Source organism: Paractinoplanes pyxinae, from assembly GCF_026626335.1.
In the GTDB taxonomy this organism is placed as follows: Bacteria; Actinomycetota; Actinomycetes; order Mycobacteriales; family Micromonosporaceae; genus Actinoplanes; species Actinoplanes pyxinae.
In genome coordinates this window covers 561,220-574,690 of record NZ_JAPNTZ010000003.1, presented here as the reverse complement: position 1 = coordinate 574,690, position 13,471 = coordinate 561,220, and the positions used below count along the sequence as shown (strand labels likewise).

Genomic DNA, 13,471 nt, shown 5'->3' with positions numbered 1-13,471 from the left:
TGGCCTGGCTGCTGACCCGCTCCCCCGTCATGCTGCCCATCCCCGGCACGTCGAAGCTGACCCACCTGAAGCAGAACCAGGCCGCCGAACACCTTCACCTGAGCCCCGAGCGCCTGGCCCGCCTCGGCTGAGTTGTCCGCCGTTGTCTGCCTCCCGTTGTCCGGCCCCACGATCGGGAAGCCAGACAACTTTTCGCCGACTAGACAGGGAGAGGGTCGGCCGCCGGTTAACGGGGGCGGCGGCCGGCCACTCAATCGGACTCGCGCAGGTATCGGGCTCGTTCCTCTTGGGTGAGGTCCCGGGTGGCTCGCCGATCGGCCAGCTCGACCACCTCGTCGATCGGCCCGCACACCTCGCACGGGACGAAGCGGACCGTCGCCTCGGTCGCGGTGACCAGGTGCCGGCCGTCGGCGCTGAAGGCCAGTTCGTCGGCGCCGGCGGGAAGGTCGACAGTCAGCGGCTCACCGCCGCGGGTGTCCCACAGGCGCGCGACCGCGTCGCCGCCGAGACCGGCGATCAGGCGTCCGTCCGGGCTGAAGGCGATCGCCGTGATCTGCCCGGCGGTGCCGGTGAGGACGACCGGGTCGCCGGCCCGGCCGACGGTCCAGACCCGGACCGCGCCGTCGTCGCCGGCCACGGCCAGCAGCCGCCCGTCGGGGCTGAACCGGATGTGATCGGCCCGCGCGGTGAAGCCGGGAAGGGTCCGGGCCGGCCGCCCGCCGGCCGGGTTCGCCAGCGAGACGCCGGACAGATGCTGCGAGGCGGTGGCCACGGTGAGGTCGGGACCGACCGCGAACGGTCCGTAGCCGTCGACCCGGCCGGCGATCCGGCCGGCGCCGGTACGCCACACGTAGATCTCGCCTTCGCCGCAGTCGACGGCGAGTGTCCGGCCGTCGTCGCTCAGGGCTGGTGTGTTGCTGGTCAGCTGGCTGTCGGGCCGGCGCGGGCAGTCCAGCACGGCCGGCTGGTCGCCCGTCGCACCGCGCCACCAGTGAATCCGCTCGTCCTCGGCGGACGTGGCGGCTACGTCGCGCCCGTCGGCGCTGACGGCGAGGGTGAGAGCACCGGGCGGTGCGTTGCTCAGCGCGACCGCCTTGTCCGGTTCGCGGCTGGGAAAGACGGAGATCGTGCCGGGCCGGAGCGCGGCCGCGGTGAAACTGCCGTCGCTGCTGAGGGCCGGCCAGGTCGGGCCGCCTGGTACGGCAGTGGTGTCGAACCCGGTTGCGGTGTCCCACACCCGTACGGTCGAATCGGCGCCGCCGGAAACCAGGGTGCGGCCGTCCGGGCCGAAGGCCACCTGGCGCACGGCGCCGTGGTGACCGCGAAGCGCCAGGCCACGGGTGTTGTCGGTGTCCCAGACCCGGACGGTCCGCTCCTCCGTGCCGGCGGCGATCCGCCGCCCGTCCGGGCTGAAGGCCACGCTGGTGTAGAAGGTTTCCGGACCTCGGTACGTCTGCGGCCCGGCCGAGCCGTCGGCCCGCCACACGGTGACCTGCTTGAAGCCGCCGACGGCGATCCGGCGGCCGTCGGGGCTGATCGCCACCGCGCCGGGATAGGAGTCCGCCGGTTGCCTCAGGACGCGCGGAGGCTGCGGAGAGGCCAGGCTCCAGATCCGTACGGCGCCTTCGTGCAGGACCAGAGCCAGCTGCCCACTTGGGCCGAGGTCGAGGTCGAGAGCGGTTCCGGTGTAGCTCAGCGATCTCAGCGGTCGTTCCCGCGTGGTGTCCCAGACATGGACCTTCGAGTCGTCACCGATGGCGGCGACCCAGCGGCCGTCCGCGCTGTAGGCCACGCTCGCCGTCGAACCAGGCATCGACGGCTCCAGGGCCCGGGTCCGGCCCGGATCCTCCGGTCGCCACAGCATCATCCGGGTGGTCTCGCCATCCGCGGCCGGGACGGCGATGGCCACGCTCCCGGCCGGGCCGACGGCCACCGCCGACCCGCTGACGGGCGCGGTGACCGGTGCGGTCCGGCCCGACAGATCCCACGCCTTGACCACCGATGCGTCGTCGGCCCCGGCGACCAGCGAACCGCCGGCGTCGAGCGAGAAGATCTCCGCTTCGAACGGTTTCGTCACCGACACCGAACGCACGTCGGACGTGGCCTGGCGCAGCACCCGCTCGGTCTCGGCGTCCGGATGGAGGCGGTAGGCCCGCGATGCGAGCAGCAGGGCGAGCTCCGGATCGGTCAACCGCTCGGCCCGGGCGCTCGCCGCCAGTTGCAGCGCTTCGGCCCGGTCCCGCTGGGCCACCGCGCGCCGGGCCGACACGGCCGCGACGGCCGCGAGCACGGAGACGACGGCCAGCACGGCGACCAGCCCCGCGAACAGGCCGCGCGTCCGGCGCCGGTTCCGGCGTGCCTCCCGCCGCTGCGCGGCCCGGCCGGCCTCGAGGAATTCCCGTTCCACGCCGGTCGGCTCGAGCACGCCGGTGTCCGCCGCGTCCGTCGCCGTGGAGAGCCGCAGACCCCGGTACAACGCGCTCTCGTCCCTTTCCAACCCGACCCAGGCGGCCGTCGCCTCGGTGAGCTGGCGGTGCAGTCGCAGACCGGCCCGGCTCTCGTCGACCCAGCCCCGCAGCCGCGGCCAGGCGCTGATCAGCGCCTCGTGGGTCATCCCGGCCGTGTCCCGGTCCACGCTCACCAGCCGGGCGGCCGCGAACGCCTCGATCACCTCCGGCGCCAAGGGGATCGAGCCGTACTCGGCCCGGTCCAGCCGCCGCCGGGTGATCAGGCCGTCCGGCCCGACGTCGACCATCCGCAGCAGCACCCGCCGGGCGACGGCCCGTTCCGGTTCGGTCAGCGACTCGTAGACCTGCTCGGCCGAATGAGCCACCGCCCCGGCCACACCGCCCGCGGCCTGATAGCCGGCCAGCGTCACCATCGCGCCCTGGCGACGCTGCCAGGCCTCGCGCAGCGCGTGCGCCGCCAGCGGCAACGCGCCGGGCGAATCGCTCGCCTCGGCCACGACGGTGGCCACGAGCGCCCCCTCGACCCGGGCGCCGCGCTGCTCGGCCGGCCCGGTCACCGCCTCGCGCAGCTCGGCCGGGCTCATGCCGCCGATCAGCACCTGGGCGCCGGTCAGCAGCTCGGGATGCTCGGCGAACCGGGCGTAGTGATCGGCCCGCACGGCCAGCACGACCCGGGTCCGGCTGTCCGGCTCGCGCCACATCGTCAGCAGGGCCTCGACGAAGGCGGCCCGCTCGGCCGGGTCCACGCCGGTCGCGAAGACCTCCTCGAACTGGTCGACCACGACAAGCAGGCCGACATCGGACGGCACGATCAGATGCGCCCGTTCCGGCTTCTCGCGCAGCTCCGACAGCAGTTCGTGGGCCGGCACACCGGCGTGCCGGCTCAGGTGCGCGGCCAGCTCTTTCATCGGCGACGTGCCCGGGGTCAGCACCACGGCCGGCCCGCGTGCGGCCGGAACCAGCCCGGCCCGCACCACGGACGACTTGCCGGCCCCCGACGCGCCGAACACCACCAGCAGCCGCCGCTCGTCCAGGCGACGCACCAGGTCGTTCACCAGCGCGGCCCGGCCGAAGAACACGTCCGCGTCCTCGGGCTGGAACATCGCCAGCCCCGGATAGGGCGGACGCCCGTCCTCGTCCGCCGGCGACAGATCCGGCACGCTGCGGCGTTCCGCCTCGCGCCAGCGCTGTTCCCAGTCGTCGCGGTCACCGCCGCAGGCGGCCACATAGGCCAGCGTGACGTCCAGGGTCGGCAGCCGCCGCCCCGACGCGGCCGCGGACAGGGTCGCCACCGAATAGTTCGCCCGGGCCGCCATCTGCCGGTAGCCCGGCTTGCCGGCTTTCTCGCGCAACTCCCGCAGCCCGGCCGCCAGGTGCTCGACCGGGCCGCCGCGGCCGTCCAAGGGCCGCTCGGGTCTCGGCATCCGCTACCCCCGCGTGACGTCGTCCATAGAGGATGACAGCTCCGGCCCGGATCTCTAAGCGAGTGTCAGCCGCAGGACCGGAATCCCTCGGCCACCGGCCCGGTCACGAAAGCGGAGCCAGCCCGGATTCACGCGCACGGCCAGGGCGAAACAGCGGTCACGTTCCTCGCCGGTCAGCTCGACGGCGGTGTAGGCGCGGGTCGAGCCGTCGTGGCGTACGGGTGCGCCTTGAGATTGTGGTACCAGGCCGGGTGGCGGGTCTCGCCGAAGTTGGCCGCGATGCCGGCCTCGGCGAAGCCGTAGGTCGAAGGATCAACCACGCGGGCCACGCTACCCGTTGGCGGTTGGCGACCATGGGGTCATGAGGCATCTGCCGCACGTGACGCTGGTGCCGTTCACCGAAGAGTTGCTGCCGGCCGTGCAGGTGTGGTTCGAGCACGCCGAGGTGCAGCGGTGGCTGGGCGGGCCCGACTGGCCGGCCCAGTGCCTGCGGATGCGCGGGCAGGGCATCGGCGAGATCTTCCGAGGGCGGAGGGTGCTGCGCGACCATACGTGGGTGGCGCTCGACGTCGGCAGGCGTCCGGTGGCGCTGATCGGCGGGGACGTCTACGACTCCGGTCCCGAGCTGGGCTTCGCCTACGTCGTCGACCCGGCGCGGTGGCGGCAGGGCTACGGCACCGCGGCCCTGCTGGCCATGATGGAGCATCCCGACCTGGCCGACGTCGTCGTCTTCAAGGCCGGCATCGAGCCGGAGAACGTGGCCAGCACCCGCTGCGTGACCGGCGCCGGCTTCCGGCCCGACGACCCGGAGCCGGACTTCGAGGGCATCGTGCACCACCGGCTGCGGCGCGACCTCAGGGCCAGCTAGTGGCCAGGCGGTCGAACGTCTCGTCGTCGCTGTGGCGCGGGATCACGCAGGCCAGCTGGCCGCCGGGGATGCGCAGGATGTGACAGTCGAGCCACTGGTCGATCTGTTCGGCGCCCAGGCCGATCAGGCGGGCCGTCTCGGCCTCGACGTCATCGGTCTCGAAGTCGAGGTGGTAGCGGGCCTCGCCGTCGATCGACTGGAGGGCCAGCGTCAGCCCGGGCAGCACCCCCGGCAGCGACCGGAACTGCGGCTCGCCGGGCGGCGAGACGGTCTGGACGCCGAGGGCGCCCTGCCAGAAGGCGGTGGCCGTGTCCGTCTGGTCCTGCGGCACGTCGATCAGGATGGTGGACAAGCGGCTGCGATGGGCCATGGCCTGCGCCTTTCTAGGCGGACGGGACGAGCGCGGTCAGTCGTGGGTAGCGGCGCAGCTGCTCGGCCGGGTCGTCGAGGTCGAACGGCTCGTCCTGCGGGTCGGGCGAGCTGAGCAGGCGTACGCCGCGCGCCTCGAGGGCGTCGTCGAGGTCGGCGCCGCCGGTGACCTCTTCGTAGGCCTCGCAGGCCACGTAGTCGAGATCTTCCCAGTCGAAGTCGTCCGGGTCGGACCGGACGGCGGGCAGCTCGGCCAGGGCGTCGGGATCGGCCACCACGCGCTCGAAGACCTCGCGGCCCTGCCCGATCAGCCACGCCTGGAAGTACCAGAAGGCGTCGTCCGAGGCGCCGTCGCACACCAGCGCGGCCGCGCCCCACAGCTGCCACGTGTCGGCCCGGGCCCGTTCGCGGTGGAAGTGGACCTCGAAATCCTCGATCTCGCCTGGTTGCAGCTTCGCGAGCTGGGTGATGAGCCACTCGGCCCGGTCTTCGGGGTGGCTTTCCTTGCGGCCGCTGCGCTCGATCAGCGCCCAGAACCCATCGAGATCCATGCGCGCACCTAACCACATGGGTGCGACAAGATTTCAGGGCCCCGGGATCAGCCACTCGGTCGACAGGAGGCCGTACAGCGCGTCGTCGGTCCACTCGCCCTTGATGTACGTCTGCTGGCGCAGCAGCCCCTCGCGGGTGAAGCCGAGTCGCTCCATCAGCCCGGCCGAGGCCACGTTGCGGGCGTCGCACTCCCCCGTCACCTTGTGCAGCCCCTGCACCCGGAACAGGTGATCGAGCACGGCCCGGACCGCCTCGGACGCGTACCCCTGCTTCTGATGCTCGCGGGCCAGGGTGAAGCCGATCTCGGCCTGCTTCAGGTTGTCGTGCAGGTGGACGGCCACGTCGCCGATGAGCAGGCGGTCGGCGGTGCGCTCGATCGCGTACTGGAACCAGCCGGGCCGGGCCGGGTCGGAGGCCATGAAGTTGGCCACGGCCGTCTCGGCCCGCAGCATCGGGAACGGCGCATCCCATGACTGGTACCGCGCCACCTCCGGATCCGACCGGTACGCGGCCAGCGGCGCCGCGTCCGCCTTCCGGAACCGCCGCAGCACGAGCCGCTCGGTCGCGATCAACATTCGCCGAGCTTAAACCCCGACAGTGCGGGCGAGGGGCGGGACGCCACCCGTTACAGTGACGTCTTCAGATTTCTCCGGGACTGGGGGCGGTCATGCGTCCGGAGCCATTGCGTCCGCACGATCCGGTCCGGCTGGGCTCCTACGAGCTCGTCGGCCGGCTCGGCGAGGGCGGCATGGGCACCGTCTACCTGGCCAAGACCGCCGCGGGCACGCAGGTCGCCGTCAAGGTGGTGCGGGCCGACCTGTCGCCGGACGACGAGTTCCGCCGCCGGTTCCGCAGCGAGGTGGCCCGGGCCCGCCAGGTGCCGCCGTTCTGCACGGCCGAGGTGTTGGACGCCGACCCCGACGCCGACCACCCGTACCTGGTCGTCGAGTACGTCGACGGCCCCACGCTGGCCCAGGTGGTCGACGACCGGGGCCCGCTCACCGCGGCCAACCTCCACAGTGTCGCCATCGGCGTGGCCACCGCGCTCACCGCGATCCACGGCGCCGGCGTGATCCACCGCGATCTCAAGCCGCGCAACGTGCTGCTGGCCCCGGGCACGCCCAAGGTGATCGACTTCGGCATCGCGCGGGCCGTCGGCAGCACCGCCACCGGCAACACGGCGCCCGAGTTCATGATGGGCACGGTGGCCTACATGGCGCCCGAGCGGTTCGGCGACGCCGAGGTGCCGCTGACCGCCGCGGCCGACATCTTCGCGTGGGGCGGCGTCGTCATGTACGCCGGCACGGGCCGCACCCCGTTCGGCGGCGATTCGCCACCGGCCACGGCCGGGCGGATCCTCACGCAAGAGCCCGATCTGTCGGGCCTGCCCGATCCGTTGCGCGAGTTGGTCGCGTACGCGTTGAGGAAGAACCCGGCCGAGCGGCCCTCCGCCCGGGAACTGCTCGACCTGCTCGTGGCCGGCCCGTCCCGGCCCGCCGCCACCGCCGCTGCCCTGGCCGGCCAGCCCGACCTGCGCGCCGCGGCCAGCCAGGCCCAGTCGGTGACCGGCGTGCTGACCGCGCCCGCCCCGGGAACGCCGGCCGGGCTCGGTCAGCCGGTGGCCACCGGGGAGCCGCCCGTTCCCGAGGGTCCGACCGTGCCGGTCTCGGCCGTGCCGGGACTGGTCGAACCGGATCGGCCGGACGGCCGTCGCCGCCGCTGGTTCCTGCCGGCCGCGATACTGGTGCTCATTCTGGCCGTGGTCGCGGGCACGATGATGATCGTCTTCGGTTCGCCGGCCGACCCCACAGCCGGCCCGGCCGGCACCACACCGGCCACCACATCGGCCCCCGCCCCGGCGCCGCCCGCGGGCCCGGTCCTGATCACCGACGACCTCGACAAGAACCGGTTGTGGCTGGCCAAGACCGAGCCCGACGGCCGCTCGTCCTGTGTCTTCACCGGCGGTGAGCTGCACGTCCGGATCGTGGCCAGGCCGCTCTACAAATGCCGCGGCCCGCAGGACACCTTGCCCGAAGACCTCACCATCGACGTCGGCGTGCGTCTGCTCACCGACGGCGCCTGCGCCGCCGTCTGGTACCACTTCAAGCTGCCGCACGGTGGTCGCCTGGTGCGCATCTGCCAGGACAACATCTTCGTCGGCACGCACCAGAGCGCCGAGGTCACCGTGACCCGTACGCTGCCGCTCGACAACCCGATCGCGGTGGGCGGTCCGCCGACGCGGATCGGTCTGCACGTCACCGGCGAGACGGTGACCGTGACCCGGGACGGCGTGTCGCTGGGCGACGCGCCGCTGGGAAACGTCGAGATCATGGGCAACCGGGTGCTGCTGGGCGTCTTCCTCGACCGCGACACACCCGACACCGGGTCGGCCGAGGTGGCCTTCGACCACATCGAGGTGCGGGGACCGAGCGCGCCCGGCCCCCGCTGAACCTCGTCAGTCCTTGGTCAGGCCGGCCCGGCGCAGAGCGTCGGCCATCGCCCCGCCGTTGAAGCTGGTCTGCGGCTGCTGCTGCCGCTGACCGCCACCCTGACGCTGACCGCCACCCTGCCGCTGTCCGCCACCCTGCCGCTGACCGCCGCCCTGACGCGGCTGCCCCTGACGCGGGCGCCCCTGACCGCCCTGACCGCCCTGGCCGCCCTGACCGCCCTGCTGCGGCCGGTCCTCCCGGGGTTTGCGGGCGGGCTCGTCGGTCAGCCGCATGGTCAGCGAGATCCGCTTGCGCTGCTCGTCGACCTCGACCACCCGCACCTTGACCACGTCGCCCGACTTGACGACCTCGCGCGGGTCCTTGACGAACGTGTTCGACAGCGCCGACACGTGCACGAGCCCGTCCTGGTGGACGCCGATGTCGACGAACGCGCCGAACGCGGCCACATTGGTCACCACGCCCTCGAGCACCATGCCCGGCTTGAGGTCGGCGATCTTCTCGACGCCCTCGGCGAACGTGGCCGTGGTGAACCCGGGGCGCGGGTCGCGGCCCGGCTTGTCCAGCTCACGCAGGATGTCGGTCACCGTGAGCACGCCGACCGTGTCGGTGACGAACTGCTCGGGCCGCAGCGCCTTGAGCAGCGGGCTGTTGCCGATCAGCGACTTGATGTCCGTGCCCGCCGAGGCCAGGATCGTGCGGACCACCGGGTACGACTCGGGGTGCACGGCCGAGGAGTCGAGCGGGTCGTCGCCGTCCGGGATGCGCAGGAAGCCGGCGCACTGCTCGAACGCCTTGGGGCCGAGCCGGGCCACCTTCTTGATCTCGTTGCGGTTCTTGAACGGGCCGTTGCCGTCGCGGTGCAGCACGATGTTCTCGGCCAGACCGGCGGTGATGCCGGAGACCCGGGACAGCAGCGGCGCCGAGGCGGTGTTGATGTCGACGCCGACCGCGTTCACACAGTCCTCGACCACGGCGTCGAGCGACTTGGACAGCTTCGACTCGGACAGGTCGTGCTGGTACTGGCCGACGCCGATCGAGCGCGGGTCGATCTTCACCAGTTCCGCGAGGGGGTCCTGCAGGCGGCGGGCGATCGACACCGCGCCGCGCAGCGAGACGTCCATGCCCGGCAGTTCCTGTGACGCGTACGCGGAAGCGGAGTAGACCGACGCGCCCGCCTCCGACACCATCACCTTGGTCAGGTTGGCCTCGGGGTGGCGCTTGATCAGGTCGCCGGCCAGCTTGTCGGTCTCGCGCGAGGCGGTGCCGTTGCCGATCGCGATCAGGTCGACGTTGTGCTTGCTGGCCAGCGCGGCGAGCCGGTGGATCGACTCGTCCCACTTGTTCTGGGGCACGTGCGGATAGATCACGTCGGTGGCCACGACCTTGCCGGTCGGGTCGACCACGGCGACCTTCACACCCGTACGGAAGCCCGGGTCGAGACCCATCGTGGCGCGCGTTCCGGCCGGCGCAGCCAGCAGCAGGTCGCGCAGGTTGGCCGCGAAGACCCGGACGGCCTCGTCCTCGGCGGCCTGCCACAGCCGTACGCGCAGATCGGCCCCCAGGTGGATCAGCACGCGCGTCCGCCAGGCCCAGCGGACCGTGTCGAGCAGCCACCGGTCGCCGGCCCGGCCCTGGTCGGAGATGTTGAACCGGGCAGCGATGCGCGGCTCGAAGGTGGACTCGTCCTCCGGCTCGGGCTCCATCGTCAGGTCGAGAATGTTCTCTTTCTCGCCGCGGAACATGGCCAGGATGCGGTGCGAGGGCAGTTTCGCGTACGGCTCGGCGAAGTCGAAGTAGTCGGAGAACTTGGCGCCCTCGGTCTGCTTGCCCTCGGCCACCTTGGCCACCAGGCGGCCGCGGGTCCACATGCGCTCGCGCAGCTCACCGATCAGGTCGGCGTCCTCGGCGAAGCGCTCGATGAGGATGGCGCGGGCCCCGTCCAGGGCGGCCTGCTCGTCGGCCACGCCCTTGTCGGCGTCGATGAAGCTGCCGGCCGACAACCGCGGGTCGAGGGTCGGGTCGCCGATCAGCATGTCGGCCAGGGGCTCGAGGCCGGCCTCGCGGGCGATCTGGGCCCGGGTGCGCCGCTTGGGCTTGTACGGCAGGTAGATGTCCTCGAGGCGGGCCTTCGAGTCGGCCGCCAGGATCGCCTGTTCGAGCGCGTCGTCGAGCTTGCCCTGCGAGCGGATCGACTCCAGCACGGCGGCGCGCCTGTCCTCGAGCTCCCGCAGATAGCCGAGGCGTTCTTCCAGCGTACGCAATTGGGTGTCGTCGAGAGCGCCGGTCACCTCCTTGCGGTAGCGGGCGATGAACGGCACCGTGGCCCCGCCGTCGAGCAGGTCGACCGCCGCGGTGACCTGGCCCTCACGGACGCCGAGTTCGGTCGCGATGCGCTGATGGATGGCTGTCGTCACGACGACGATTGTCACCGACGGGCCCGACGCTTGTCCCGCCGCCCCGCGCGAGGTAGTCCTCAGGTGTGGTGCGGCCCCGCTCTTCGCCCAGTTCCTGGCGGCTTGCCCGCTCTTAACACAAACTCCTGCGCGCACTACGTAGGAGGTACTAGAGACATCTGATCGGGGCTTTGGCAGTCTTGTTCCATGACGCTTGTTGTCCGGGCGGTCGCCGCCACCGATCAGGGCCTGGTGCGATCCAACAACGAGGACGCGGTCTTCGTCGGGAACAGGCTGCTGGTGGTCGCGGACGGCATGGGCGGCCTGCCCGCCGGCGAGCTGGCCAGCGACATCCTGGTGCAGGCGCTGAGCGTGGTCGACTCGATGCCGGACACCGGCGAGCCGCTGCAGGACCTGATCGCCGCGCTCGAGACGGCGAACGGGCGGATCGAGGCCGCCGTGGCCGACGACGACGCCCGCGACGGCATGGGCACCACGGTCACGGCGATCATGCTGGCGGACGACCGCGTGGCGGCGCTCAACGTGGGTGACTCGCGCTGTTATCTCGTACGCGATGGGGAACTCACGCAGCTCACCCGGGACGACACGTACGTGCAGGCGCTGGTCGACCAGGGCGTGCTCACCGCGGCCGACGCCCGCCGCCACCCGCAGCGGGCGCTGGTCACCCAGGCCGTCCAGGGCGGCCCGTTCCGCCCGGCCGGCCGCATGATCCCGGTCCGCGCCGGCGACCGTTTCCTGCTGTGCAGCGACGGCCTGTCCGACTACGTCGAAGACAGCGTGATCGCCGAGACCCTGCTGACCAACGCCGACCGCAAGACCGCCGCCGCCGAGCTCGTGCACCGTACGCTCGAGAACGGCGCCCCCGACAACGTGACGGTCATAGTCGCCGACATCACCGAGGGTTAGAGCTCGGGCAGGTCGTGCATCGTCCGTAGCGGGGAGAACCAGATCCAGAGCACGCCGAGCAGCGCTCCGACGGTGGCGATCCACAACGACGGCCGTACGCCGATGGTGGCGCCGAGCGCGCCGCCGATCAGCGCGCCGATGGGGCGGATGCCGTAGTTGACGGTGCGCTTGAAGCCGGACACCACGGCCAGCATCGTGTGCGGGGTGGCGGCGGTCTGCACGGAACCGACCGTGATGTCGAGGACCATGACGCCCAGTGCGGAGAAGAACTCGGAGACGACGAGCACGCCGAAGATCAGCCACTGCGGGCCGGAGACCCACGGCACCAGGATCAGCGGGGCCGGGAAGAGCAGGAAGCCCAGGATCACCGCGGGCCCGATGCCGAGGCGGCGGCTCAGCGGGCCGGCCAGCACGGCGCCGAGCAGCCCGCCGATCGAGCCCAGCCCGATGATCAGGCCGAGCGTGCCCGGGGCGACGTGCAGGCTCGTGGTCAGGTACAGGACGAACAGCGCGGCGAAGATGTAGTTGAACAGGTTGAGCGTGGTGGCGCCGAGCAGAACGGCCCGCAGCACGGGTGAACGAGCCACATACCGTACGCCGGAAGTCATGCCCTTGACCTCGGTGCCCGTCTCGGCCGGGGCCTCGGCGACCCGCACGCGGCCCAGGAAGGCGGCCGACGCCAGATAGGTGACCACGTCGGCGATCAGGGCCAGCGGCGCCGACAGCCACTGCACGAGCAGCCCGCCGACGCTCGGCCCGGCCACGAACGAGGCGGCCCGGCTGCCGTTGAGCAGGGTGTTGGCGTCCACGTAGTCGGGCCGGCGCACCAGCGAGGCGAACAGGCTGGCGTGGGCCACTTCGAAGAGCAGCGAGAACGCGCCCACCAGGAAGGCGACCAGATACAGCACCGGCATGGTCAGCACACCGGCCCACCACAGCGCGGGCACGGCCAGCAGCAGGACGGCCCGGCTCACATCGGCCACGATCATGATCCGGCGCTTCTCGGGCTGCCGGTCGGCCCAGGCCCCGGCCGGCAGCGAGAGGAACAGGTTCGGCACCAGCGCCGCCGCGGTCAGGTAGCCCATCTCGGCCGGGCCGGCCCCGATGGCCACCACGGCCAGCAGCGGCAGGGCGATCAGGGTGATCTGGTCGCCCAGCAGCGAGACGGTCTGCGCCGACCAGTAGCGCCGGAACTCCGCCTCGCGCAGCAGCCGCACCGGCCCGGTGCGACCCGTCTCCACGCCGGCCGCCGTCATCGCGCCGCACCTCCCTCTTCCGCCGCGTTCTCGTCCGACGCGCGCTTTCCCGCCGCGCCCTCGTCTGGCGCGTTCTCGTCCGGCGCGCTCTCCTCCAGGGCGGGCGCTTCCGGCGCGGGCGCCGGTGGGACTGGGCCGCGGGGCACGGCCATGTGGATCAGCTGGATCGGCCGGGAGCCGGCGGGGCGCGCGGCCGGGTCGGTCGCGCGGTCGGCGAAGCGGGCGGTCAGGGCCTCCATCTGGTCGACGAGCTCGATCAGCTCGGCCGCCGTGACGTGGACGAGCGCGTCACCGAAACCGGCCGCCGCGCGCCACTCGGAGGGCTCGTCGGCCCGCGAGGCCAGATAGTCCTGGGCGCGCTGGGTGAACACCCCGAGCAGCACGCTGTTGAGCTGGTCGGTGGCGGCCCGCATGGCCGGGTCGTCGCTGTCGTCGTCCCACGAGGTCATGCGGGCGGTGGCGCGCCACGGCCGCTCGCGGGCGTCGGCCCCGGGCACCCGCTCGGCGAAGCCGTACTTGGCCAGCTGGCGCAGGTGGAACGAGCAGTTGGGCACATTGTCGTCGAGCGCGGCCGCGGCCTGAGTGGCCGTCATGGGCCCCTCGGACCGGAGCAACCCGATCAGCCGGACGCGCAGCGGATGCGCGTACGCCCGCAGCGTGCGGGGATCGGTGATCTTCAGCTCGTGCGGTGTCGCATCGTCCGGCGGCATTCCTAGAGAATGCTTTAGAAAGACTTCTCTAGCAAGTGTGGGTCTCAGGGTTGG

The 13,471-nt window shown here is 72.3% G+C and carries 12 protein-coding genes; 4 read left to right on the top strand and 8 right to left on the bottom strand.

Features of this window, described 5'->3' with window-relative positions; translation table 11 throughout:
• Window positions 1-29: 29 nt before the first annotated feature.
• Window positions 30-131, top strand: a complete 102-nt coding sequence (locus tag OWR29_RS10610) for a hypothetical protein (RefSeq protein ID WP_438872566.1) — start codon at window positions 30-32, stop codon at window positions 129-131.
• 119 nt (window positions 132-250) lie between these two features.
• Here OWR29_RS10610 and OWR29_RS10605 read toward each other — a convergent pair whose 3' ends face one another.
• Window positions 251-3,892 (bottom strand): nSTAND1 domain-containing NTPase, encoded by a 3,642-nt coding sequence (locus OWR29_RS10605; RefSeq protein ID WP_267562451.1) that lies wholly within the window; start codon window positions 3,890-3,892, stop codon window positions 251-253.
• A 173-nt stretch (window positions 3,893-4,065) separates the two neighbouring features.
• Window positions 4,066-4,212, bottom strand: a complete 147-nt coding sequence (locus OWR29_RS10600; protein WP_267562450.1) for a nitroreductase/quinone reductase family protein — start codon at window positions 4,210-4,212, stop codon at window positions 4,066-4,068.
• A 41-nt stretch (window positions 4,213-4,253) separates the two neighbouring features.
• Here OWR29_RS10600 and OWR29_RS10595 point away from each other — a divergent pair, with 41 nt between their 5' ends.
• On the top strand, window positions 4,254-4,760 hold the full coding sequence (locus OWR29_RS10595; RefSeq protein WP_267562449.1) for a GNAT family N-acetyltransferase: 507 nt from the start codon (window positions 4,254-4,256) through the stop codon (window positions 4,758-4,760).
• Here the strand turns inward: OWR29_RS10595 and OWR29_RS10590 are convergent.
• Genes OWR29_RS10590 through OWR29_RS10580 form a run of 3 tightly spaced genes read right to left on the bottom strand, consistent with a single transcriptional unit; the run spans window position 4,747 to window position 6,256 of the window.
• Window positions 4,747-5,130 (bottom strand): VOC family protein, encoded by a 384-nt coding sequence (locus OWR29_RS10590; RefSeq protein ID WP_267562448.1) that lies wholly within the window; start codon window positions 5,128-5,130, stop codon window positions 4,747-4,749. The two genes, OWR29_RS10595 and OWR29_RS10590, sit on opposite strands and share 14 nt — an antisense overlap.
• A 13-nt stretch (window positions 5,131-5,143) precedes the next feature.
• Complete coding sequence (locus OWR29_RS10585) at window positions 5,144-5,680, bottom strand: DUF4240 domain-containing protein (RefSeq protein WP_267562447.1); 537 nt, start codon at window positions 5,678-5,680, stop codon at window positions 5,144-5,146.
• Window positions 5,681-5,713: 33 nt separating this feature from the next.
• Window positions 5,714-6,256 (bottom strand): GNAT family N-acetyltransferase, encoded by a 543-nt coding sequence (locus OWR29_RS10580; protein ID WP_267562446.1) that lies wholly within the window; start codon window positions 6,254-6,256, stop codon window positions 5,714-5,716.
• A gap of 92 nt (window positions 6,257-6,348) precedes the next feature.
• Between OWR29_RS10580 and OWR29_RS10575 the strand changes: the two genes are divergently transcribed.
• Window positions 6,349-8,130, top strand: a complete 1,782-nt coding sequence (locus OWR29_RS10575) for a serine/threonine protein kinase (RefSeq protein ID WP_267562445.1) — start codon at window positions 6,349-6,351, stop codon at window positions 8,128-8,130.
• Window positions 8,131-8,136: 6 nt separating this feature from the next.
• Here OWR29_RS10575 and OWR29_RS10570 read toward each other — a convergent pair whose 3' ends face one another.
• Window positions 8,137-10,554 (bottom strand): Tex family protein, encoded by a 2,418-nt coding sequence (locus tag OWR29_RS10570; RefSeq protein WP_438872576.1) that lies wholly within the window; start codon window positions 10,552-10,554, stop codon window positions 8,137-8,139.
• Between the two features lie 177 nt (window positions 10,555-10,731).
• On the opposite strand from OWR29_RS10570, the gene OWR29_RS10565 reads away from it, so the two are divergent.
• Window positions 10,732-11,451, top strand: a complete 720-nt coding sequence (locus tag OWR29_RS10565) for a PP2C family protein-serine/threonine phosphatase (RefSeq protein ID WP_267562443.1) — start codon at window positions 10,732-10,734, stop codon at window positions 11,449-11,451.
• Here the strand turns inward: OWR29_RS10565 and OWR29_RS10560 are convergent.
• Together OWR29_RS10560 and OWR29_RS10555 are read right to left on the bottom strand one after the other, a co-directional pair.
• Complete coding sequence (locus OWR29_RS10560) at window positions 11,448-12,707, bottom strand: MFS transporter (protein WP_267562442.1); 1,260 nt, start codon at window positions 12,705-12,707, stop codon at window positions 11,448-11,450. The genes OWR29_RS10565 and OWR29_RS10560 overlap by 4 nt on opposite strands.
• Window positions 12,704-13,417, bottom strand: coding sequence for a winged helix-turn-helix domain-containing protein (locus tag OWR29_RS10555; protein WP_267562441.1), 714 nt, complete (start codon window positions 13,415-13,417; stop codon window positions 12,704-12,706). The genes OWR29_RS10560 and OWR29_RS10555 overlap by 4 nt, the downstream gene beginning before the upstream one ends.
• Window positions 13,418-13,471 lie beyond the last annotated feature (54 nt).